The organism is Rhizobium herbae (assembly GCF_019511375.1).
Lineage (GTDB): Bacteria > Pseudomonadota > Alphaproteobacteria > Rhizobiales > Rhizobiaceae > Pararhizobium > Pararhizobium herbae_A.
In genome coordinates this window covers 742,879-764,832 of sequence record NZ_JAEUAO010000003.1, presented here as the reverse complement: position 1 = coordinate 764,832, position 21,954 = coordinate 742,879, and the positions used below count along the sequence as shown (strand labels likewise).

Here is a 21,954-nt window from a genome sequence, read left to right as displayed (position 1 = left end):
AGATGGAAAATAGTTGATTGCGGCTGATGCTTGCCGGGCGGCCCCGCAGCTTGCGGCGTCGCTCATCACAGAATTGCGGTTTCAAGGCGGAAGGCTTTTCCATGTACCGCATCGCTGCCGTCGCTGCTGCCGCGCTTGCAGCGATGGTCGTTTACTCTGCGCATGCCGAGGTGCTGGTCGGGGTTTCCGCCGCGATGACGGGGCGGCTTGCCTGGATTGGCGAGCAGGGGCAACGCGGCGCGGAGATGGCGGTTGGCGATCTCAACGCGATGGGTGGCGTGCTCGGTCAGCAAGTCCGGCTCATCACGGTCGATGATTTCTGCGATCCCGAGCAAGCAGTGGCCGCCGCCGAGAAGCTCGTGGCCGACGGCGTCGTGCTCGTCGTCGGACATTATTGTTCCGGCGCCTCTATCCCGGCATCGAAGGTGTACGAGGCGGCGAACGTTTTACAGATTTCGCCGGGATCGACCAACCCGCTGTTGACCGAACAAGGCCGGGCCAACGTGTTCCGCGTCATTGGCCGCGATGATGCACAGGGTATCGTCGCCGGCAATTACCTCGCCGATCATTGGGGCGACAAGAAGATCGCAATCCTCCATGATGGCACTACGTATGGCAAGGGTCTTGCCGATGAAACCAAAAAGCAGCTGAACAAGCGTGGCGTTGCTGAAGCGATTTACCGCGCTTACGAGCCTGCGAAGAGCGACTATTCGGAAGAAATCGCTGCCTTGAAGGCCGCAGAGGTAGCCGTGGCATATGTCGGAGGCTATCACGCCGAGGTTGCGCTGATCGTTCGCGGCGCACGCGATCACGGAGATACGATCCAGCTGATATCAGGCGACGCGCTGGCGACCGAGGAGTTTGCCCTGATTGCCGGCCCCGCCGCTGAGGGAACCCTCTTCACTTTCTCCGCCGATCCGCGGCGGAACCCGGAAGCGGCCGCGGTGGTGGAGCGGTTCCGTGCAGAAAACTTCGAACCCGCAGGCTATACGCTGTTGAGCTATGGTGCCGTGCAAGCCTGGGCTCAGGCGGTCAAAAACGCCGGTTCGCTGGAACTGCCTGCCGTGATTGCGTCATTGCGCAACCATCAATTTGATACGGTGCTCGGCCGTATCGCCTTTGACGACAAAGGCGATCTCACTGTTCAGCGCTGGGTATGGTATATCTGGAAGGGTGGCGAATACGTGCCATTGGCAATAACCCAACGCTGACCACCTCGGATCGCGTTCGAGGAAATAGCCGTGCGGGCCATAATGAACACACCAGCCGGATCGATGGGTTGCCGCGATGTTTGAGCGTCTCGGCATACGTGGCCGTTTACTCTTCGCTTTCTTTGGCATCAGCACCTTCGCGGTGCTCGCGACAGCCGCAGCCGTATATGCCTTCCTCCAATTGGGCGAGGTTGTCGAGCGCATCACGGAGCACCGCGTGCCCTCCGCGCTTGGTTCGCTTGAATTGTCCCGCCAGGCAGAGCGGGTCGCCGCCACCGCGCCGGCCGTTCTGGCGACGACGACCACGGCTCGGCGCAACGAGGTCTCGGCGGCGATCGGGGCCGAGATGGCGCACCTTGAAGATTTGCTCGCAGCGCTCAAAGGCACCGCGGTAAACACTGCGGCCTTGCCTGAGATCGAAGCCGCAGTGATCGGTCTGCGACGCAACCTCAAAGCTCTCGATGAGCTCGTCGCTGCTCGCCTCACCGTGGTTGCACGCAAAGAGGAATTGCTGCGCCGCTTGTCGGCGGCAACGACCGCGAGCGAGCGTCTCGTCGCGCCCGGCATCCTCGTGATGAGCTCCAAGGTTCCCCAATGGCGTGCGACCGTGGCGGACGCGGCGACACCAAGCGACACGCGCCTTGCGGCGACGGCAGATCTTGTATCGGCAATCTCCTCCTATATTCCGCAGCAGAAGGCGCAGCGGGAAATCTCGGCGATCAACGAAGCGTTGCTCAAGACGGCGGTGGCGCCGACAGCCGGCGATCTGGCCTTAATGTCCTTTCCCTTGCGCCGCTCGCTCGCAGCCCTTGCGGCAGAGATCCCTGAGATCGATGAGAAGCTGCGCGCGCGGTTCCGCCAGCGCGTTGACGAGTTCGCGAGCCTGATCGACGGCCCGACGAGCATCCCCCAGGCGCGGCAAGACGAACTCGCCGTGCTCACAAAGGGCGGCAAGCTCTTGAGTGAGAATGATCGACTGTCGCGCAATCTGACCGGCGCCGTAAATCGCCTGGTCGCTGTGGCCAATCGCGACATCTCCGAGGCCGGCCGCGAGGCTGCGACCGTCCAACGCTACGGCACCGGCGTCGTCCTCGGCTCTGCCGTGCTGAGCCTCCTCAGTTCGGTTCTGGTCGTTTGGCTGTATGTCGACCGCAATCTCCTCGCCCGCCTGGCAGGCTTGAGTCAAAGCATGATCGCCATTGCCGGCGGAAACCTTCGGGCACCGCTGCCGGCCACGGGCCGTGACGAGATCGGCAGGATGGCCAAGGCGCTGGCGCTGTTCCGTGACACTGCGGTCGAGGTCGAGGAAAAAAATCTGCGCGCGGTCGCCGAAGCACGCCAGCGGCTCGTCGATGCAATCGAGAGCATCTCCGAAGGCTTCGCCCTCTACGATGCCCAGGACCGGCTTGTCCTTTGCAACAACCGCTACAAGGAAATCCTCTACCCGGGCATAGCCGAAGCAGTCGTTCCGGGGGCGGAATTTGAAACGATCGTCCGCAAGGCATTGCAGCGAGGCCTTGTCGAGGATGCGAAAGGGCGAGAGGAGGCATGGCTTGCAGCGCGGCTCGAGGCCCATCGCAATCCCAAGCAGACGCTGGTGCAACATCGCAGCCAAGACCGCTGGGTGCAGGTGAATGAGAGGCGCATTGCCGGCGGCGGCACGGTCGCCGTCTACACGGACATCAGCGCGCACAAAAGGCATGAAGCCGAGCTCGAAATAGCGAGGGACGCGGCCATGGCGGCCACACAGGCCAAGAGCAAATTCCTCGCCAGCATGAGCCACGAGTTGCGCACGCCGCTGAACGCCATCCTTGGCATTACGGAAATGTTGCAGGAAGATGCCAGCGAAGCCAATCAAATCGAACTGGCCGAACCGCTCGGGCGCGTTTCCCGCGCCGGAAAGCATCTGCTCAAGCTTATCAACGAGGTGCTCGACCTATCGAAGATCGAGGCCGGCCGCCTGGAATTGCATAACGAGACTTTTGATGTTTCAGGCATGGTGGACGAGGCCGCGTCAACGGCACGGGCCCTTGCAGAGAAAAACCGCAACCGCATCATTGTCCTCTGCGCGGATGACATTGGCAGCATGTGTGGCGATCCGCTTCGCATTCGCCAGATCCTGCTCAACCTGTTGAGCAATGCCTGCAAGTTCACGGAAAATGGTCGGGTCACGATTACCGCTGCACGGGTAAAGGTTGCCGACGTAGAGGGTGTGTCGTTCACCGTCGCCGACACCGGTATCGGTATTACGCCGCAACAGATGACGAACCTGTTCCAGGAGTTTAGCCAGGCCGACAGTTCCACTACCCGCAAGTACGGCGGCACCGGGCTAGGGCTCGTCATCAGCCAACGCCTTTGCCGCGCCATGGGCGGCCACATCACCGTGGACAGCACTCCTGGCGTCGGCACCAAGTTCACCATCTGGCTGCCCTCGGGGATCAGGGAGCCTGTGACGCCGGAACAGCCGCCCATCCCTGCGATCACCGAAGATGATCGTGTTCGCTCCGTCTCGAACGTCGTGCTCGTCGTCGATGACGACGGGGAGGTGCGGGATCAGATGCGCCGGTTTCTCGTCCGCGAGGGTTGCGATGTGGTGACGGCCAAGGACGGTGCAGAAGGTATTGCACTGGCTCGGCAGGTGAAGCCGGCACTCATCACCCTTGACGTGCTGATGCCGGGCTGTGACGGCTGGAGCGTCCTCCAGGAGCTGAAGGCGGATCCGGAGCTCGCGACCATCCCGGTCGTCATGCTCACTATGGCCGACGAGAGGAACCGGGGATTCGCGCTCGGTGCCGCCGATTACATGGTCAAGCCGGTCGAGCGCGACGGGCTACGCCGGCTCATCGCGAAATTCCGTCCCGGCGCGCGTGCCGCAGCGCTTCACGTTCTGATCATCGAGGACGACGAAGACGCCCGCCGGCAATGGCGTCGCATATTGATCGCTGAAGGTTGCGACGTGAGCGAGGCCAAGAATGGGCGGGCGGCACTGGAGCGTCTTGAACAGGCCCTTCCGAATCTCATCATTCTCGATCTGATCATGCCGGAAATGGACGGCTTCGAGTTCCTTGCCGAATTACGAAAGCGGGCAGACTTCAAGGCCGTGCCGGTTGTCGTCGCGACGGCAGCGGCCCTGAGCCATGAAGATCTCCGGCGCCTGAATGGCGGGATCGAGCGCGTGATCGCCAAGGCCGCTTTCAGCCGTAACGAGCTTCTCGAGGAACTGCGCAAAACGGTTTCACTCTACATTCCGAGCCGAGGCTCGCCTACCAAGGATCATGATCGTGGTTAGGATTCTCTATGTCGAAGACAATGAGGACAACATCTACATGTTGTCCTCCCGGCTGCGGCGCAAAGGCTGCGAAGTCATCGTTGCCGTTGATGGCGAGGAAGGCGTGGCGCGGGCCCAATCGGACGCGCCGGCGTTGATCCTGATGGATCTCAGCCTTCCCGTGCTTGACGGCTGGGAGGCGACGAGGCGCCTCAAGGCTATGGCCGAAACGCGCGACATTCCGGTGATCGCGCTCTCGTCGCACACCATGCCGGGCGACCGCGAAGCCGCTCTGGCGGCCGGCTGCGACGACTTCGATGTCAAACCCGTCGAGTTCGCGCGCCTGCTCGCAAAGATCAAGGCACTGCTTCCCGAAGGGTCTATGTCATGAGCAAGAACGCACCTGCCCTGCTCGTAGTCGACGACAACGAGGACAATCGCTTCACGTTGACAGAGCGGCTGAGGCGGGAAGGTTATGGGGACGTGGCATGCGCCGGCAATGGTCTCGAAGCGCTCGAGGCGCTGGCGAAAAGGCCATTCGACCTCGTACTGCTCGACATAGCGATGCCTGAAATGGATGGCTATGAAGTGCTCGCAAAGGTCAAGGCCGACACAAGATTGCGCGATATCCCGATTGTCATGATATCGGCGGTCGATGAGATAGAGAGCGTTGCGCGCTGCATCGGCCTTGGCGCTGAGGACTATCTGTCCAAACCGTTCAACGCGGTCCTGCTTCGCGCGCGCGTTGCTGCCTGCCTGGAAAAGAAGAAGCTGCGCGACCAGGAAGGGGTGTACCTCCAGCAGATCGAAACTGAAAAGCGTCGGGCGGACGAGCTTCTGTACGCGATGCTTCCCGCCGGCGCCGTACGGGAGCTTAAAGCAACCAATGAGGTCCGCCCGCGCCGCTATAACGAAGTCGCGGTCCTGTTCTGCGATATCGTCGGCTTCACAGCCTACTGTGACGATAATCCTCCTGAGAAAGTGGTTGAGGATCTCCAGGCGTTGATCTGCGAGTTTGAACGGATTGTGCACCGGCACGAGATGGAGAAGATCAAGACCATCGGCGACGCTTTCATGGCTACGGCCGGTCTGTTTAGCCCCCTGCCGGATCCGGTTTTCACCAGCATACAATGCGGGCTTGATATGGTGGCAGCGTCACGCCGGATCGAACCCAGGTGGGACGTTCGATGCGGCATTCATTTCGGGCCGGTGGTGGCCGGAATCATCGGCCACCGGCAATACGTCTTCGACCTGTGGGGCGACACTGTCAACGTAGCCTCCCGTATTGCAGCCCGCGCGCCTCCCGGGACGGTGGCGACCAGCGGCGCCACCTGGCTTCGTATTCGCGAACGAGGCCGCGGACGTTCCCTTGGGCTTGTGGATATCAAAGGCAAAGGCCCACTCGAACTCATCGAATGTCAGGAACTGGAAAGGCCGGAGCAATGCTGGACGGGGCACCCGCCATCCTCGCCTCGGTTCAAATGAGTTTCATTCCCCTGCTGACACGTCATGCCTCGTTGAGGCCGGCTTAATCCGTGTGGCTGTCGATCGCGCCGTGGGCGCGGCAATCCTCAGGTCCGATCCTTCTCTTCCGCGATACAATCCCGATCGGCGGCCTCCAGAGCGGCGATGACTTCCGCATCGGTCACCTGCGTGAACTCGTTGTAAAAATGTCCAACAGCATAGAAGACGGGCGGCGTTTCGAGGCAGATGAGCGCATCGACATCGCTTTCCAACTCTTCAAGGGTCTCAGTCGGCGCCACCGGAACCGCCAGCACCAGTTCCCGCGGCTGCTGTTTTCGAATGGCCTTGAGGGCCGCCTTGACGGTGGAACCGGTGGCGATGCCGTCATCGACAACGATGGCCACGCGCCCCCCGAGAGCGATGTTGCCCCGATCGCCGAAATAATGTTGACGTCGGCGTTCGATTTCCGCCTGCTCCAGCGCGCAGATCGACGAAAATTCCTTCTCCCGGATTCCGGCGCGCCGGATTACGCCTTCGTTGCGCACGATCGTCGGCTGCGGTCCGTCGACGATGGCGCCCATCGCCAGTTCCGGCTGGAATGGCACGCCGATTTTTCTAACGAAGAGTAAATCCAGAGGCGCAGCGAGCGCCCTGGCAACTTCACCAGCGACCGGCACGCCGCCGCGCGGAAGCGCAACGACAACCGGCCTTTTCTCTCGATAATCAGCCAGGGCGGCGGCCAGTCTCTGCCCCGCGTCCTTGCGGTTTGCGAATAACATCTCGGCCTGCCTGTTCAAGCGCGGCTAAGCGCGATGCGTTCTTACAGTTTACCTCATTCGTAGACACGCCGCCATTTCAACTACGGCCGAGTGGCTGTCCATCGCCGGCACCAAACTACATGGTGCTTGACGCGCACGCCCGGCTGGTATTATTGATCAGATGTCAGACCAATTTGTTTCTCAAATGAAGGCGGACAATGACGCGCAAGGATGCAAGAGCAGTCCTCATGCCCCTGCCCCCGGTGGATCGGGCACAGCAGGTGACGGCTGCGCTTGCCGACTACATCCAGCGCTCCAATCTCCTCCCCGGCGACAGGCTTCCCGCCGAGCGGGAGCTGATGGCCGCGCTTGCGGTCGGCCGCTCGACCATCCGCGAGGTCATCCGGCATTTCCAGGCGCTCGGTGTTGTCGAGGCTCGCAAGGGCAGCGGCACTTACCTGCTGAAGCCAATATCCGGCGCCACCATCCATATGCCGCTTTCGCTGGAGACCACCCATCTGCGCGACGCACTGTTAAAGACGCTGGAGGTCCGCCGTGGCATCGAAGCCGAGGCCGGCATGGTCGCCGCCCGCATGCGATCGTCACTCGACCTCAAGATAATCGAAGAAAAGCTAAATGAGATGGAGCGAGTGCATCTCTCCAAGGGCACGTCCGGCCCGGAAGACCTTGCCTTCCACCTCGCCATCTACGACGCCACCCACAATCCGCTGTTCAGGCAGTTGCTCGAACAAATGCGCGAGGCGTTCGAACGTTTCTGGGAGAAGCCCTTCGATCGGCCCGACTTCGCGCGTCGATCCTTTCCGTTTCATCGAACCCTCTTCAACGCTATTGCCGCTCAGGACCCGGAAGCGGCGCGCGGCGAAACACTGAAAATCCTCGCGATCGTCGAGGAAGACATCAAGGAAATGTCCAAATGAACAACGGCTTCGCTCCGTTCGAGGATGCTTGCCTCACCGTCGCCCATGACGAGAGCAACGCCTATGACGCCGTCGTGCCGCCGATCGTGCAGACCTCGCTGTTCACCTTCAACGACTATGACGACATGATCGCCTCCTATCGCGGCGAGAAGATCCGGCCGATCTATACCCGCGGCCTCAATCCGACGGTGCGGATGTTCGAGGAAATTCTGGCCAAACTTGAAGGCGCACAAGACGCGATCGGCTTTGCCAGCGGCATGTCGGCCATCTCCTCCACGGTCCTTTCCTTCGTCGAGCCGGGCGACCGCATCGTCGCCGTGAGGCATCTCTATCCCGACGCCTTCCGCCTGTTCGGCACGCTATTGAAGCGCATGCGCATAGAGGTTACCTATGTCGACGGCCGCGACGAGGAAGAAGTGGCCCGGGCGCTGCCTGGCGCGAAACTTCTCTACCTGGAAAGCCCTACGAGCTGGGTCATGGAAACCCATGACATCGCGGCCCTTGCAGCGCTGGCCAGGCGTCACGGCGTCATCACCACAATCGACAACAGCTGGGCAAGTCCGATCTTCCAGCAGCCGCTCTCGCTCGGCGTTGATCTCGTCATCCATTCGGCCTCCAAATATCTCGGCGGCCACAGCGACGTTGTCGCCGGCGTCGTCGCCGGATCGAAAGAGCTGATCGGGCGCGTGCGCTCCGAAGCCTATCCCTATCTCGGCGGCAAGCTGTCCCCCTTCGATGCCTGGCTCCTGATCCGCGGCATGCGAACGCTGCCGATCCGGATGAAGGCGCATGAACAGTCTGCCCTGGCCATTGCAAGGCGTCTGCAGGCTCACGAGGCGGTCGAGGCCGTCTGCTATCCTGGCCTCGCAAACCAGCTGCCGAACGGCCTTTCCGGCACGTCCGGCCTGTTTTCGTTTATCTTCAGGGACGGCGTCGATATCCGTGCATTCTCGGATCACCTGAAGCTGTTCAAGCTGGGTGTGAGCTGGGGCGGCCACGAAAGCCTGATCGTGCCGGGCAATGTCGTCCTGGCGCAAAAAGCACAACCCAATTCCGCGGTCGCCTTCGGCATCAGTCCGCGCTCGGTACGGCTCCATGTCGGCCTGGAGGGAACGGAGGCCCTCTGGAGCGATCTCGAGGCGGCGATCACTGCCGCCTCGTCAGGCTGACGCGACGGCAAGTAACCACCCAAACAAAAAAGGGGATATGAAAATGAGGAAACTGATTGCGGCGACTTTGTTCGCCTCCCTGATGGCAGGCACCGCCTTTGCCGACACGAAGTTGAAGCTGGTGGAAGTTATCACCAGCCCGGAACGCACCGAGACGCTGAAATCGATCGTCGCCAAGTTCGAAGCCGCCAACCCCGGCACGACGGTCGACGTCATCTCACTGCCCTGGGGCGAGGCCTTCCAGAAGTTCGCCACCATGGTCTCGGCCGGTGAAATCCCGGACGTCATGGAAATGCCCGACACCTGGCTGTCGCTGTATGCCAACAACGGCATGCTCGAAAGCCTGGAGCCCTATCTCAAGGAATGGGAGCATACGTCCGGCCTGACGGATCGCGCGCTCGAACTCGGCCGCGACGTCAAGGACACGGCCTATATGCTGCCCTACGGCTTCTATCTGCGCGCCATGTTCTACAATAAGAAGATCCTGGCCGAAGCCGGCGTCGATGGCCCGCCGAAGACATTGGACGATTTCGTCGCCGCCGCCGAGAAGATCAAGAAGCTGCCGGGCAAGTATGCGTATTGCATGCGCGGCGGTCCGGGCGGCCTGAACGGCTGGATCATGTTCGGTGCCACCATGGCCGGCGACAATACGTTCTTCAATGAGGACGGCACCTCGAAGTTCAGCGAAGAAGGCTGGGTGAAGGGCTTCACCTGGCTGACCGATCTCTACAAGAACGGCTACGCGCCGAAGGACAGCGTCAACTGGGGCTTCAACGAGATCGTCGCCGGCTTCTATACCGGAACCTGCGCCATGCTCGACCAGGACCCGGATGCGCTCATCGCCATCAGCGAGCGCATGAGCCCGGCCGATTACGGCGTTACCACCATGCCGAAGGGCCCGTCCGGCAAGACCTTCCCGACCATCGGCTACGCCGGTTGGTCGATGATGTCGGCGAGTGCCAACAAAGATCTCGCCTGGAAGCTGATCGCCACGCTGGAGGGGCCCGAAGGCAACATCGAGTGGAACAAGCGCATCGGTGCCCTGCCTGCCCTGAAAGCCGCCGAGAAGGACCCCTTCTATGCGAGCGAGCAGTTCAAGGGCTGGTTCGAGGAACTGGCCGACAAGGACGCGGTTCCGACCGTCATGCCGACCTACCTGGAAGAGTTTGCCTTCTTCAAGGATTCGATGGCGATCAAGACCAGCCAGGAAGCCATGCTCGGCGATATCACGCCCGAAGAGATGGCCAAGCAATGGGCTGACTACCTGACAAAGGCTCAACAGAAGTTCCTCGCGAGCAAATAGGCCTCGCCGCAGGTAGCAGACCGGTACTGCTACCTGCGGTTCATTAATTGAACACGGCCTGCCCTCGACACGCCGCGAAATGGAAATAGTTGACGATGGATTCACGCGCAGCCCGCAGTAGTGGCTCAAGCAGGGATCAGCGGCCGCTGAGACAGCGCCTTGCCGATGCTTCCGCGCCCTATCTCTATAGCGCACCCGCGCTGATCCTGATCGTCACCGTGATGCTGGTGCCGCTGGTGCTCGGCATTTCCTATGCCTTTCGCGATATCCAGTTGCTCAACCCCTTCTCCGGCGGCTTCATCGGGATAGACCACTTCAAGACGCTGTCACAGGACGAGAATTTCTACCGGGCGCTGCGCAACACACTCTGGTGGACAGGCTGGTCCGTCCTCCTCCAGTTTGCCTTCGGCCTCATCCTCGCGCTTCTACTCGATAAGCCCTTCCACGGCCGAGCGATCGTGCAGGCGCTGGTCTTCCTGCCTTGGGCCGTTCCGAGCTTCCTTGCCGGCCTCAACTGGTCCTGGCTGTTCAACCCCGTCGTCGGCCCCCTGCCCCATTGGTTTTTCGCAATCGGCCTGATGAGTGAGCCGGCCAATATCCTTTCCGATCCGCAGCTTTCGATGTGGGGGCCGATCATCGCCAACGTCTGGTGGGGCATCCCGTTCTTCGCAATCACCCTGCTTGCGGCTCTCCAGGCCATCCCGCGCGACCTCTACGAGGCGGCAAGCATCGACGGCGCGGGACCGGTGCAGCGCTTCATCTCGATCACGCTGCCTTTCCTTGCCCCGACCATCGCCATCACAGTTCTTCTGCGCACCGTCTGGATCTCCAACTTCGCCGACCTCATCATCGTCATGACCAATGGCGGCCCGGCCGACCGCAGCCAGATCGTCGCCAGCTACATCTTCACCCAGGCCTTCAAGCGGCTTGATTTCGGCTATGCCTCGGCCATCGCGCTGGTGCTGCTGGTACTCCTGATCACCTATTCGATGCTGATCGTCGTGCTGCGGCAATGGCTCGTGAGCAAGGATTGAGGCCATGACCGGCAAGCGCATCCTTTCCACCCTCGCCCACCGCCTGGCCATTCTCGCATATGTCGCCTTCGCGCTCTTCCCGCTTTACTGGTTGCTGAAGGTCTCGGTGACGCCGAACAATCTGCTGTATTCCGAAGGCATCAGGATGTGGCCTTCGCAGACGAGTTTCGAACATTTCGAATTCGTGCTGCGCCACAGCGAATTTCCGACCTTCTTCAAGAACAGCCTGATCGTCTCCGGCTCCACAGCCGTCATCGTCACCGTGCTTGCGTCGCTTGCCGGCTATGCCATGTCGCGCTTCAATTTCCGTGGCAAATACTGGATCGTGACGCTGATGCTGCTCACCCAGATGTTCCCGCTGGTCATGCTGGTCGCGCCTATCTTCAAGATGCTCTCGCCGCTCGGCCTGACCAACAGCCTGACGGGCCTTGTCATCGTCTACACCGCCTTCAACGTGCCGTTTGCCACCTTCCTGATGCAGTCCTTCTTCGACGGCATCCCGAAGGACCTGGAGGAAGCTGCGATGATCGACGGCGCCACGCAGTTCGTCGCCTTCCGCCAGATCATCCTGCCGCTGACGCTGCCGGGGATCGCCGCGACGCTGGGCTTCGTCTTTACGGCCGCCTGGAGCGAGCTTCTTTTCTCGCTAATGCTGATATCGGGCAACGACGCGGCGACCTTCCCCGTCGGGCTTCTCTCCTTCGTGTCGAAATTCTCGGTCGACTTCGGGCAGATGATGGCGGCGGGCGTCATGGCGCTCATACCGGCCTGCCTGTTCTTCCTGTTGATCCAACGTTATCTCGTGCAGGGCCTGACGGCCGGCGCCGTGAAAGGCTGATCCCATGGCATCCATCGACATCGCCCACGTCCAGAAATCCTATGGTATCCATCCAGTGCTGCATGGCGTCGATCTCGAGATCAAGGATGGCGAGTTCGTCGTCCTCGTTGGCCCCTCCGGCTGCGGAAAATCAACGCTCCTGCGCATGATCGCCGGGTTGGAAGCTGTCACCGAAGGCGAAATCCGCATTGCCGGAAAACGTGTGAACGACCTTGCTCCGAAGGATCGCGATATCGCCATGGTGTTTCAGTCCTACGCGCTCTATCCGCATATGAGCGTAGAAAAGAACATGAGCTACAGCCTGCGCCTGAGAAAAACCGCCAAGGACAAGATCGCCTCGGTCGTCGCGGGCGCGGCCAGCAAACTCGGCCTCGATCCGCTGATGGAGCGTCGTCCCAAGGCGCTTTCCGGCGGCCAGCGCCAGCGCGTCGCCATGGGCCGCGCAATTGTCCGGCAACCGAAGGCCTTCCTGTTCGACGAGCCGCTCTCCAACCTCGACGCCCGGCTGCGCGAGCAGATGCGCGCCGAAATCAAGAAACTGCACCAGGATCTCGGCGCCACCTCGATCTACGTCACCCACGACCAGATCGAAGCGATGACGCTTGCCGACCGCATAGTTGCCATGCACGGCGGCCTTATCCAGCAGGTCGGCAGTCCGCTCGATCTTTACGACCGGCCCGCCAATCTCTTCGTCGCCGGCTTCATCGGCTCGCCGGGCATGAACTTCTTCGAAGGCCGCTATATGGCAAACGGCGAAACCGCAGACTTTGCTCTCACCGGTGGCGGCATCCTGCCGCTCGGCGGCACTGCCAATCTGGAAAACGGCAGCCGCGCGACCCTCGGCATCCGCCCGGAACATGTGGTTCTCGGCGCAGAAGGCCCGGACGTGCTGAAGGCGACGGTCGACCTCGTCGAGCCGACCGGTTTCGGCATCATCGTCCACCTGAAGCTCGGCCCCACGACCTTTAAGGCCTTCACGCTGGACCGCCGCTTCCTCGGAATGCACGGCGAGGTCACTGTCCGGCTACCCGTCGCCAACCTGCATTTTTTCAACGAGGACGGCCGGAAGGTCTAATGGGCGGAAGCGCGAGCGGGGGAAGTCCCGCATCAATTTCCAAGAGCGCTGAGCCAATTGCCGAATGTGCCTCCATGAGGTCGTTCGGCAGAACCGGTCGGCGGGATGGGACGCTCCAAGGCCGCGGCCTTTCGGAGTTCCCGGGGGCTGAAACCGAATTCATTGCTGAAGGCCCGAGTGAAGTTGGCAGCCAGATCAAAACCGGCCGCTTCTGCTATTTCTGAAATCGGCCGATTGTTCGTGGGATCGTTGAGTTCCGCGTAGGCCGCCAATAGCCGCCGTTTGCGTATGTAGTTGAGAACGCCGCCACTTGTCGCAAAGAGTTGATAGAGCCGGGTCCGAGACAATCCGAGCGCCCGGCAGATATTGTCGGGGGTGAGTTCTGCCGAGTGGAGGTTAGCGTGAATATACCGGTGCGCCCGCTCCATCATGCCCATGTTGTTCGGTAACGTCGCCGTCTCGGGCGGCGCCACCGACGATGCGACGCAGGCAACGACCATATCGCGTATCGTGTGGACGATCCGCGGCAACTCGTCAGCCGTGAGGCTGGAGAGATTGGCCTCGATGCCGTGAATATAGGTGATCAACAACTTGGCGAGATTGCCCGACAATATCGAATTGTTGGCCGCCTTCATAAGAGCGACCTCGTCGGCCAACAAATCGTAAGACATGAAAAGGAGGATGGCGTCCGAGTCGGTTGCCCGCCCGCGATAGGGATAGCCAAGCGATCTGAAGGCGAGCCTGTCCGGCCCGCTTTCCGCAACCCGGCGGTCCACTTCCGTCCAGGCTCTGCCGTCGCGGAACAGTTCAACGTACCAGTGATCGATCGAGCTCAGACGCAACATTGCACGCGAACGGTTATAGCGGTGGGCCGGCGCGCGTTGCTGAACGACAAGCATGTTGCCCAGATGCCATGCCGTCTGATCTGCCGGGAAGCCGTCCTCCAGCGACATGTTGTCGGGCAAACTGACGTCGACCAACGGCGCCATGTGTTCACGCCATGCATGGAACTGTTCGGCCGGCGGAAGCTCGCGTGTCGAAAAATGCAGGGGCATCAGAGCGGGCGGAGCCGAAGGACGCGGCGCCGCCTGCCCCTCGGATTGACGCGGCCATCGGCGACGATCCATGTGCGGCGTTGCCGCCTTCACCGTGCGGTCACCCGGTTTTGGCCCGGTTGGACAATCACTCATTCAATCCTCCAGCCCACGATCGCAGGCGGAAATAGCCCTGGCGATCTCTTGTTCTGGCGCGGCGGCGCCTGGCCTACGCCTTTGTCAGGCTCAGTTGTACTCCATTTGGAGTAGAAATGCACGGGACGATAAATTTCAGGATGCGCGGATAACGACATTCGGGGCCGACCTATGCGATAAATAACCCATGGTTGTTGCTAAAGAATAAATGGAAGTATCTAAAAGACTTTTTAAATATTTCTTTTCCAATGACCTATTTATGACTGTCTTTTGGGGGAAAGACAGGTCCGCCACGGGTTTGGTGAATTTTGTCGCGATTTTATTGCGTAATGAGCGGCAATTCTTCATCAGGGGCAGCCCGTAGCGACAACAAAGTGCTCCGGCGACAAGAAGATCGGAAGCGGATTCTTGTCGCCGGCCACACAGGCTTTTATCGGATCGCATTCCTGCGAGCGTCTCTTTGACGCGGCCATTCCGATCGTTTGCATCGACATCTTCTCGATGAACCACGCTAGTGCCGCGCGGGCATTTCGTTCGCTATGCGGGAACTCGACCAGCGCGCGAAAGTGAATTTATCGGCCGGTCTTGTCAGAGGGCTGGCCATTTCGATGGACGTGTTACCCGGTTTCACCGGATTTTGATGGAGGTTGTGTGATGGTTACGCCGCGTGTACTTGTGACCGGTGGCGCCGGCTATGTCGGCAGTCATACGGCAAAGATGCTCCGCCTGGAGGGCGTTGAGCCGATTGTCTATGACAATCTGACGACCGGAAATCTATCATCGGTGCGCTGGGGACCGTTCGTTCAGGGAGATATCCTCGACACGCCTCGCCTGATCCAGGCCATCGAGCACCACAAGCCCGTAGCCGTCATGCATTTCGCCGCTTCGACCTATGTCGGCGAATCCGTGAGCGACCCAGCAAAATATTACCGCAACAATGTCGGTGGAACGCAGTCGCTTCTCGACGCCTGCCGTCAAACGAGGCTCGACAAGATCATCTTTTCGTCAAGCTGCGCAACCTATGGCGTGCCGGCGAAGCTGCCGGTTGACGAGGCGACACCGCAGGTACCGGTCAATCCCTATGGCAGGACGAAACTCATCGCCGAGCAGATGCTCGCCGACTACGCCACCGCTTTTGGCATGCGTTACGTGGCGCTCCGCTACTTCAATGCCTGCGGTGCCGATCCGGAGGGGGATCTCGGCGAATGGTCCGAACCGGAAACCCATTTGATACCGCGAGCTCTGCTGGCCGCAGCAGGCAAGATTCCGCGCTTGAAGATATTCGGCGACGACTACCAGACGATCGATGGAACCTGCGTACGCGACTATGTTCACGTGGCCGATCTCGCTCGTGCCCATGTGCTGGCCTACCGGCACATCGAAAAGGGCGGCCACAGCGTGGCTCTCAATTTGGGCGCTGGCCACGGGTCTTCCATCAGGGAGGTCTTGCGCGCCATCAACCAGGTCACCGGGCAAGAAGTCCCGATCGCCATCGGACATCGGCGCCAGGGCGACCCGCCGGCTTTGTATGCGGACGTCCGCCGCGCCGAGCAGGTCCTTGGGTTCCTGCCCGAATATTCTGACCTCGCGACCATCGTGCGGACCGCGGCGCCCTTCTTTGGATTGGAGGTGCGGTCCTAATCCGCCGCAGCGGCATCGCGCAAGCTGATCCACACGGGCGCGTGGTCGCTTGCGCCATCCAGGCCGCGGATATGCCGGTCGACGCCCGCGCCACTGAGCCGACGGGTCAGTTTATTGTTCAAAAGGATGTGGTCGAGGCGCAGACCGGCGTCGCGCGGCCATCGGTTCCGGCGATAGTCCCAGAACGTATATAGCGTCTCATCAGGATGAACGCTACGGAGCGCGTCGAGCCAGCCTTGATCAACAAGCCGCCGGAACGCGGCACGGCTCTCCGGCTGGATAAGAGCGTTGTCATCGTAGGAACGGGTGGGATAAATGTCGCGCGGTTCCGGAACGATATTGTAATCGCCGGCAAGCACGACGGGCACTCCCGCCGCAAGCAATTCCGCGGCATGCAGCGCAAGTCGGTCGTGCCAGGCAAGCTTATAGTCGAATTTCGGGCCGGGCTGCGGATTTCCGTTCGGCGCATAAAGAGATGCGATCAGGATGCCGTTTACTGCCGCCTCGATGTAGCGGCCCTGCGTATCGGACGGATCGCCAGGGAGCTCGGCCCGGGTCAGGATCGGTTCGCCGTTACGCGCCAAGATCGCAACCCCGTTCCAGCCTGATTGCCCACGCCAGACTGCGCCGTAGCCGGCGGCTTCGATCGCCGTCCTGGGGAATTGTCCATCCGTTGCCTTGAGCTCCTGGAGGCAGACGACATCAGGCTTTGCCGTGCGTAACCAGGCAAGCAGATTCTCAAGCCGCCGGTTGACGCCATTGATGTTGAAGGTCGCGATCTTCATCAGCGTCAGCGGGCCAGCCGCCCGGCCCAGGTAGCCACGGCCTTGGCCATCGTCGCCAAGTGGTCGGCGGTCGAGAAACCGGAGGCGCTCTTGCGCGGCTTGAGATCATGGTCGCCATCCTCAAGCCAGAGAATTTCGATCCTGTCCGAGAGCTCGTAGTCCTCAACGTCCTGCGGGGTGCCGAACTCGTCACGCGTTCCCTGACAGATCAAGGTCGGTGTCGCCAGCCCGGCGAGATGCTTTGTGCGCAGCTGTTCCGGTTTGCTGGGAGGGTGAAAGGGATAGCCGAGGCAGAGAAGTCCGGCGATTTTCCCCTCAGAATAAAGATCATCGGCGACCATGCTGGCGACCCGTCCGCCCATGGACTTGCCGCCGATAATGAGAGGGCCGTCTGCGGCAAGTTCAGCGACGGCTGCCCTATACTCCGGGTTAAGGGTCTCGGCACGCGGCGGTGGCTTGCGGCCCGATGTGCGGCGGGCTGCCATGTATGCGAATTCGAAGCGCGCGATGCGAAAGCCGACGTCGGCGAGAGCCTTGGCAGTCGCGGTCATCGACGCGGAATCCATCGGCGCACCGGCGCCGTGCGCAAGCAGGATGGTGACGGCAGCATCACCCGGTCCGTCGAGCAGAAATCGCTCAGGCATTTCGACCACCCATTTTAGCGATGAACTGGAGGTCAACGAACTGAACGCCGCGGGCTGCTGTTCGAGCCCATTCGGAATCACTGTCGAGTTCGAGATAGCGTGCCCACCGGCGTCGCGCTTCCCCGAGATTGCCGGCATCGAATTCCAGTTTAGCCAGGTTGAAAATCGCATCCGCATACTCGCCATCGAGTTCGATCGCTTTTTGCAGGTGCCTGCGAGCCGCATCGACCCGGCCCCGCTCGCCCATAAGCCCGGCGAGATTGAACCAGGCCTCGACGAAGCTCGGGTCGAGCTTAAGCGCGCGGGCATAGTCATGCGCGGCCTCCAATTGCCGGCCACCCGCCTTGAGGCAATTGGCGCGATTGAAAGCTGCAACGGGATCCGTCGGATCGATGGCGAGGCAACGTTGATAAAGGGCGGCGGCCTCATCGTACAGGCGATCCGCTTCGGCGGCTTCCGCCTGCGAAAATAGGTCGTCAAGTTCGACGTCGTCTGGCGTTCCAAGATCGAACAGCAATTGGCCGTCGAGTTCGCTCAAACCCTCGCCACCGCGCACATAGATGGCGTCCGAGCCCTCATGGTGGAGCGATAGTCGGGCGAGCGATGCCACCGAACGGGTGCGGGAGACCGACCTTGCGATCGCGCTCCATGGTGCGCCGCTGGCAATCAGGTCCGCATATTTCCTTGCAAGGATCAGATCACGGAACGAATAGGGTTCGGCGGCGTGCTCGAAGGCATCGAACAGGGACAGAAAATCGAAGGTCCGCGGTGAAAGCCGGGACTGGTCGATCAGCGCCTGCCGTGTCAGGGTCGATGTTTCCGGCGATCTCAGCAGGCCCAGCAAGCGAAGAAACCCGTTCTCGCTGAGAAGAAACCTGCCCTGGCTGGTTTCCGCGAACCGTGCTTCGATCTGGGCCTCGCTTGCCTTTGCCAGCAAACCTCTGCCGAAGACCAGATGCGAAGTTTGGCGCGTTACACCGCGCCGTAGATGCCCACCTTGCCGTTCGACTTCGCGCGTCGCCAGCCGTCGCGGAAATGCTGCCAGCGCACCGACGATCCCGAAGGTCTGGCCAGCTACCGCCATCAGATTTTCTTCTTGGACGTCGGTTTGGGCGTTACCGAAGCGGTGGCTTTCGCCGCCGGCTTTGCCGCCGGCTCCGACTTGCTCTTGCTCTTGGCGGGAGGCTTCGATTGCGAAAGGCTCGCCTTCAGCGCGTCCATGAGATTGATGACATTGCCGCGTTCCGGAGCCGCTGCGATGATTGGCTTGTGACCCTTGAGTTTCTCGCGGATCATCTGCATCAGCGCGACTTCGTAGCGATCCTCATAGTTCCTGGGATCAAAGGTCGTCAGTTTCTGCTCAATGAGCGCTTCGGCAAGCTGCAGCATTTCGGGTTCCGGTTTGCCGACCGGGATATTGCCGAAATATTCGGCCGTACCGCGCACCTCGCTCGGATTCCTCAACGTGCAGACGAACATACCGGTCTCGCGCGCGCCGATAGTGACCACCCGCTCGCGGCTCGACAGGACCAGACGCGCGATCGCCAGCTTGCCGGATTTCCGCATCGCTTCCCGCAGCACGATGAAGGTCTCCTCGGCCATCGCTCCATCCGGCGCCAGATAATAGGGCGCGTCCTGGTAGATGACATCGACCGACTTTTCGTCGACGAACGCCTCGATATTCATCGTGTGGTTGGATTCGATCCTGACGCTGTCGAGATCGGCGTCCTCGATGATGATGTATTTCTTGTCTTCGTACTCGTAGCCCTTCACCAGGTCCGCCCGTTCGACCAGGCCGAGTTCAGGATCGACCGGCTTCATGTTGATCCGGTTATGGGTATCCTTGTGAAGCTGATTGAAGCTGATGCGCTCGCTCGAACTGGTTGCCGGATAGAGCCGGACCGGACAGCTCACGAGACTGAGTTTGAGGTAGCCTTTCCAACTTGCCCTGGGCGCCATGATCATCTCCTGCGCGGCAACGCGATTGCTTTCCGGCCTTATGATAGCAAGGGCAAATCCCTGGCAAAGTCGTCGATATCGGCCCATGGATCGCCGGACGTGGCCAGAAGGCCCGGCAATGAAGAATAGTTCAAATCCTCGGGAGCGTCGATAGCTTCAAGATCGGCCCAGCTCACGGGGGTCGATGCAGGCAGATTGGTGCGGGCGCGAAGCGAATAGGGAGCAGCGGCGGTATGACCGCGTGCGTTGCGATGGAAGTCGATGAAAATGCGCCGTATGCGGTTGTCCTTGCCCATCGTCGTGGTGAATGTTTGCGGAGCAGTCGCCGCCAGGCGCGCGGCTATGGCGCTTGTCGCCGGATGCGCTTTCCTCCAGGAGAGCTTGGGCGTAACCGGCACAACCACATGGATACCCTTGCCGCCCGATGTCTTGACGAACGGGACAAGGCCAAGGGCACCCAGTTCACCACCGATGTGGACGGCTGCCTCGACCACCTCGCGCCAGGTGACACCCTCGCCGGGATCGAGGTCGAAGACGATACGATCCGGCTTTTCCAGCCGCTTTCGAGTTGTCCCCCAGGTATGGAATTCGACCACCCCGAATTGTGCCAGCGCGAGGAACCCTCTTGCGTCTTCCACCGAGAGGTAGGATTTCGTTTCGCCCTCGGAGTTGGTGGTTGCGAATGTCGCCATCGAGGATGGCATGCCAGTGAACGGATGGCGCTGGAAGAAGCAGTCCTGCGCCTTTCCCGTCGGACAGCGGACAAGCGAGACCGGGCGGCCGAGAATATGCGGCAGCATGAAATCGCCGACCAAGGCGTAGTAGACCGCGATGTCGAGCTTGGTGGGACCCGATCGACCAAACAGCCGGCGTGTCGGATTGGTAACGGTGATGCTGGCGAGATCGGCATCCGAGATCAGCCGCTCGCGCCGGGCGGCAACCGGGGTGGAAAGCGAGATGTCGCGAAGCCCCTTGAAGACGGCGTGGCGGAGCGCATTGTCGGCGGTGCGGTTGGCGTAGTGAATATGCGCAGAAAGTACCGGCCTGACCCAGATGATATCCCTTGGGGCGCCGTCGAGTTTGGTTGCGCCAGCCCGCAGTGGTTCCAGCCGAGCAAGCAATTGCCTGAGCATGTCTGCGCCGAAACCCGTCCCGACCTTGCCGCGATATTCCAGTTCGCCATCCACCCATTCGCCGAGCGCCAGCGCTGCGAGGCCCTCAGCTGCTTCGGAGATGGTGTAGCCGGCAATCACGAAGTCATCGGCCTTCAAAGCCTTGGTCTTTGTCCAAGTCTGGGACCGGCCGCTCTGGTACCTGGCCGAAACGCGCTTCGACACGATGCCTTCGAGCCCCATTTCCGAAGCCTGTTCGTAAAGCACGCGCCCGTCACCAACGACGTGATCGCTCAGCTGAATGGCGGAGTGGCTGGATATGTGCCCCTCGAGCAGCTGCGCCAGCAGCGCCTTGCGTTTTTCGAGAGCAACGTTGGCAAGGTCCCAGCCGTCGAGATGGAGGAGGTCGAAGGCATAGAAGACAAGGCTGGTGCCTGAGCCTTTGGCGAGCGCATCCTGCAGCAACGCGAATCGGCTGATCCCCTTGTCGTCGAGCACGACGATTTCGCCGTCGATAACGGCATCGCGGCTCGGCAGCCGCCGGAAAGCCTCCGGCAGGTCACCATAGCGCTTCGTCCAATCCAGTCCGCCGCGGGTAAGCAGATGCACCGCACCGGCGGAAACGTGCGCCATTGTCCGGTAACCGTCGAACTTGATCTCGTGCAGCCAGATCTCACCCTGGTCGGCGCGGCCGGGTGGAATTGCCGTGGGCGTTGCAAGTTGCGGCTCGATGCGCGCTGGCAGGGCGCCTTCCACCGCACCAGGAAGCGCCCCCGGATTGAACGTTACCGGCCGACCTGCAGGCTTTGGCTTCTCCACCAGTTCCTCTATCCGCCGGCCGGACTTAACGCTTTCCGGACGCGCCGCGAGGATGTCGAATGTGTCGTCTGCGGCAAGGTCATTTTCCTTGAACAGCAGCCAGTTGCGCTCATGATTCCCCGGCCTGGCCTTCAGCCGCGCAAGCATCCAGCCGCCATTGAGCTTTTCGCCGGCAAGTCGAAACTTGAAGGCACCCGTCCGCAAGCTCTTTTCGACATCGTCCATCGGCGCCCAGACGCCGGTGTCCCAGACGATCATCGGACCGCCGCCGTATTCGCCCTCGGGGATCACACCCTCGAAGTCCACGTATTCCAGTGGATGATCCTCAGTTTCGACTGCCAGCCGCTTGTCGGCCGGGTTGAGCGATGGCCCCTTTGGAACAGCCCAACTCTTCAGGACGCCGCCGACCTGCAGGCGCAAATCGTAATGATCCGCAGTGGCGTGATGCTTGTGCACGACAAAACGGTTGCCGTCGCCAGCGAGACGACCAACCGGCTCCCGCGTCTTCGAAAAGTCCCGCTTCTTGCGATAGGCCGTCAGTTTCGATGTCGCCATTTTTCTACGCTATGGCGTGTCCGGCAAACCTGCAATATCGAGCGCGAGCAACGTGATCTAACGATTCCAGATGTTTTCAGAGGCGCGGCGACGTCGATGCCGTTCTGCCTGGCACTCTTCCATCTCGTCCCGAGAGAATAGGCGCAGACACTGCGAGCGCCATGCTGACGCCCGCGAACCTTCGATTCATT

General features: G+C 61.0%; 18 protein-coding genes and 1 pseudogene. 12 read left to right on the top strand and 7 right to left on the bottom strand.

Annotated elements, in window-relative coordinates; genetic code table 11:
* Positions 1-101: 101 nt before the first annotated feature.
* The 5 genes and pseudogenes from JNB71_RS16675 to JNB71_RS16660 all read left to right on the top strand — a co-directional run bounded on the left by JNB71_RS16675 (position 102) and on the right by JNB71_RS16660 (position 5,964).
* Entirely contained in the window at positions 102-1,211 is a 1,110-nt protein-coding gene (locus JNB71_RS16675; protein WP_220372888.1) for a branched-chain amino acid ABC transporter substrate-binding protein, read from the top strand.
* A gap of 76 nt (positions 1,212-1,287) precedes the next feature.
* Positions 1,288-3,156, top strand: a pseudogene (locus JNB71_RS24510) (PAS-domain containing protein); the annotation flags it as partial.
* A gap of 51 nt (positions 3,157-3,207) precedes the next feature.
* The gene (locus tag JNB71_RS24505; RefSeq protein ID WP_346657281.1) at positions 3,208-4,500 is read left to right on the top strand and encodes a response regulator; all 1,293 of its coding nucleotides are present in this window, start codon (positions 3,208-3,210) and stop codon (positions 4,498-4,500) included.
* Positions 4,493-4,870: a response regulator gene (locus tag JNB71_RS16665; protein ID WP_220372885.1), complete on the top strand. Its 378-nt coding sequence runs from the start codon at positions 4,493-4,495 to the stop codon at positions 4,868-4,870. Before JNB71_RS24505 ends, JNB71_RS16665 begins: the two co-directional genes overlap by 8 nt.
* Positions 4,867-5,964 carry an adenylate/guanylate cyclase domain-containing protein gene (locus tag JNB71_RS16660; protein WP_220372884.1) on the top strand — a complete coding sequence of 366 codons (1,098 nt, stop codon included), beginning with the start codon at positions 4,867-4,869 and terminating at the stop codon, positions 5,962-5,964. Before JNB71_RS16665 ends, JNB71_RS16660 begins: the two co-directional genes overlap by 4 nt.
* Positions 5,965-6,050: 86 nt before the next feature.
* Here the strand turns inward: JNB71_RS16660 and JNB71_RS16655 are convergent, their stop codons facing one another.
* Positions 6,051-6,722, bottom strand: a complete 672-nt coding sequence (locus JNB71_RS16655; RefSeq protein WP_220372883.1) for a phosphoribosyltransferase — start codon at positions 6,720-6,722, stop codon at positions 6,051-6,053.
* 197 nt (positions 6,723-6,919) lie between these two features.
* On the opposite strand from JNB71_RS16655, the gene JNB71_RS16650 reads away from it, so the two are divergent.
* The 6 genes from JNB71_RS16650 to JNB71_RS16625 all read left to right on the top strand — a co-directional run bounded on the left by JNB71_RS16650 (position 6,920) and on the right by JNB71_RS16625 (position 13,058).
* Positions 6,920-7,639 carry a FadR/GntR family transcriptional regulator gene (locus tag JNB71_RS16650; protein ID WP_220372882.1) on the top strand — a complete coding sequence of 240 codons (720 nt, stop codon included), beginning with the start codon at positions 6,920-6,922 and terminating at the stop codon, positions 7,637-7,639.
* The gene (locus JNB71_RS16645) at positions 7,636-8,808 is read left to right on the top strand and encodes a PLP-dependent transferase (RefSeq protein WP_220372881.1); all 1,173 of its coding nucleotides are present in this window, start codon (positions 7,636-7,638) and stop codon (positions 8,806-8,808) included. Before JNB71_RS16650 ends, JNB71_RS16645 begins: the two co-directional genes overlap by 4 nt.
* A gap of 43 nt (positions 8,809-8,851) precedes the next feature.
* Entirely contained in the window at positions 8,852-10,111 is a 1,260-nt protein-coding gene (locus tag JNB71_RS16640) for an ABC transporter substrate-binding protein (protein WP_220372880.1), read from the top strand.
* 95 nt (positions 10,112-10,206) lie between these two features.
* Entirely contained in the window at positions 10,207-11,145 is a 939-nt protein-coding gene (locus tag JNB71_RS16635; RefSeq protein WP_220372879.1) for a carbohydrate ABC transporter permease, read from the top strand.
* Positions 11,146-11,149: 4 nt separating this feature from the next.
* Positions 11,150-11,983 carry a carbohydrate ABC transporter permease gene (locus JNB71_RS16630; protein WP_018329354.1) on the top strand — a complete coding sequence of 278 codons (834 nt, stop codon included), beginning with the start codon at positions 11,150-11,152 and terminating at the stop codon, positions 11,981-11,983.
* A 4-nt stretch (positions 11,984-11,987) separates the two neighbouring features.
* Positions 11,988-13,058 carry an ABC transporter ATP-binding protein gene (locus JNB71_RS16625; protein WP_220372878.1) on the top strand — a complete coding sequence of 357 codons (1,071 nt, stop codon included), beginning with the start codon at positions 11,988-11,990 and terminating at the stop codon, positions 13,056-13,058.
* A gap of 32 nt (positions 13,059-13,090) precedes the next feature.
* Here JNB71_RS16625 and JNB71_RS16620 read toward each other — a convergent pair whose 3' ends face one another.
* On the bottom strand, positions 13,091-14,248 hold the full coding sequence (locus tag JNB71_RS16620) for a helix-turn-helix transcriptional regulator (protein ID WP_431029089.1): 1,158 nt from the start codon (positions 14,246-14,248) through the stop codon (positions 13,091-13,093).
* A gap of 654 nt (positions 14,249-14,902) precedes the next feature.
* Here JNB71_RS16620 and galE point away from each other — a divergent pair.
* Positions 14,903-15,889 (top strand): UDP-glucose 4-epimerase GalE, encoded by a 987-nt coding sequence (gene galE / locus JNB71_RS16615; RefSeq protein ID WP_220372877.1) that lies wholly within the window; start codon positions 14,903-14,905, stop codon positions 15,887-15,889.
* On the opposite strand, the gene JNB71_RS16610 is transcribed toward galE, so the two are convergent.
* The 5 genes from JNB71_RS16610 to ligD are packed head-to-tail and all read right to left on the bottom strand — an operon-like array spanning position 15,886 to position 21,763.
* Positions 15,886-16,674 (bottom strand): exodeoxyribonuclease III, encoded by a 789-nt coding sequence (locus JNB71_RS16610; RefSeq protein WP_220372876.1) that lies wholly within the window; start codon positions 16,672-16,674, stop codon positions 15,886-15,888. The genes galE and JNB71_RS16610 overlap by 4 nt on opposite strands.
* Positions 16,675-16,679: 5 nt before the next feature.
* Positions 16,680-17,318, bottom strand: a complete 639-nt coding sequence (locus JNB71_RS16605) for an alpha/beta hydrolase family protein (RefSeq protein ID WP_220372874.1) — start codon at positions 17,316-17,318, stop codon at positions 16,680-16,682.
* Positions 17,311-18,402, bottom strand: coding sequence for a tetratricopeptide repeat protein (locus JNB71_RS16600; RefSeq protein ID WP_220372873.1), 1,092 nt, complete (start codon positions 18,400-18,402; stop codon positions 17,311-17,313). The genes JNB71_RS16605 and JNB71_RS16600 overlap by 8 nt, the downstream gene beginning before the upstream one ends.
* A complete protein-coding gene (locus tag JNB71_RS16595) occupies positions 18,402-19,277 on the bottom strand; it encodes a Ku protein (RefSeq protein WP_220372872.1) in 876 nt (291 codons plus the stop codon). Before JNB71_RS16595 ends, JNB71_RS16600 begins: the two co-directional genes overlap by 1 nt.
* Positions 19,278-19,315: 38 nt before the next feature.
* Positions 19,316-21,763 (bottom strand): DNA ligase D, encoded by a 2,448-nt coding sequence (gene ligD, locus JNB71_RS16590; RefSeq protein WP_220372871.1) that lies wholly within the window; start codon positions 21,761-21,763, stop codon positions 19,316-19,318.
* Positions 21,764-21,954 lie beyond the last annotated feature (191 nt).

Excerpts from the sequence above, each read along its gene's own strand:
- JNB71_RS16650 (WP_220372882.1), top strand. The coding sequence starts at position 6,920 with ATGACGCGCAAGGATGCAAGAGCAGTCCTCATGCCCCTGCCCCCGGTG.
- JNB71_RS16675 (WP_220372888.1), top strand. The coding sequence starts at position 102 with ATGTACCGCATCGCTGCCGTCGCTGCTGCCGCGCTTGCAGCGATGGTC.
- JNB71_RS24505 (WP_346657281.1), top strand. The coding sequence starts at position 3,208 with ATGGTGGACGAGGCCGCGTCAACGGCACGGGCCCTTGCAGAGAAAAAC.
- JNB71_RS16645 (WP_220372881.1), top strand. The coding sequence starts at position 7,636 with ATGAACAACGGCTTCGCTCCGTTCGAGGATGCTTGCCTCACCGTCGCC.
- JNB71_RS16610 (WP_220372876.1), bottom strand. The coding sequence starts at position 16,674 with ATGAAGATCGCGACCTTCAACATCAATGGCGTCAACCGGCGGCTTGAG.
- ligD (WP_220372871.1), bottom strand. The coding sequence starts at position 21,763 with ATGGCGACATCGAAACTGACGGCCTATCGCAAGAAGCGGGACTTTTCG.
- JNB71_RS16625 (WP_220372878.1), top strand. The coding sequence starts at position 11,988 with ATGGCATCCATCGACATCGCCCACGTCCAGAAATCCTATGGTATCCAT.
- galE (WP_220372877.1), top strand. The coding sequence starts at position 14,903 with ATGGTTACGCCGCGTGTACTTGTGACCGGTGGCGCCGGCTATGTCGGC.
- JNB71_RS16600 (WP_220372873.1), bottom strand. The coding sequence starts at position 18,402 with ATGGCGGTAGCTGGCCAGACCTTCGGGATCGTCGGTGCGCTGGCAGCA.
- JNB71_RS16635 (WP_220372879.1), top strand. The coding sequence starts at position 10,207 with ATGGATTCACGCGCAGCCCGCAGTAGTGGCTCAAGCAGGGATCAGCGG.
- JNB71_RS16595 (WP_220372872.1), bottom strand. The coding sequence starts at position 19,277 with ATGGCGCCCAGGGCAAGTTGGAAAGGCTACCTCAAACTCAGTCTCGTG.
- JNB71_RS16605 (WP_220372874.1), bottom strand. The coding sequence starts at position 17,318 with ATGCCTGAGCGATTTCTGCTCGACGGACCGGGTGATGCTGCCGTCACC.
- JNB71_RS16660 (WP_220372884.1), top strand. The coding sequence starts at position 4,867 with ATGAGCAAGAACGCACCTGCCCTGCTCGTAGTCGACGACAACGAGGAC.
- JNB71_RS16630 (WP_018329354.1), top strand. The coding sequence starts at position 11,150 with ATGACCGGCAAGCGCATCCTTTCCACCCTCGCCCACCGCCTGGCCATT.
- JNB71_RS16620 (WP_431029089.1), bottom strand. The coding sequence starts at position 14,248 with ATGAGTGATTGTCCAACCGGGCCAAAACCGGGTGACCGCACGGTGAAG.
- JNB71_RS16655 (WP_220372883.1), bottom strand. The coding sequence starts at position 6,722 with ATGTTATTCGCAAACCGCAAGGACGCGGGGCAGAGACTGGCCGCCGCC.
- JNB71_RS16640 (WP_220372880.1), top strand. The coding sequence starts at position 8,852 with ATGAGGAAACTGATTGCGGCGACTTTGTTCGCCTCCCTGATGGCAGGC.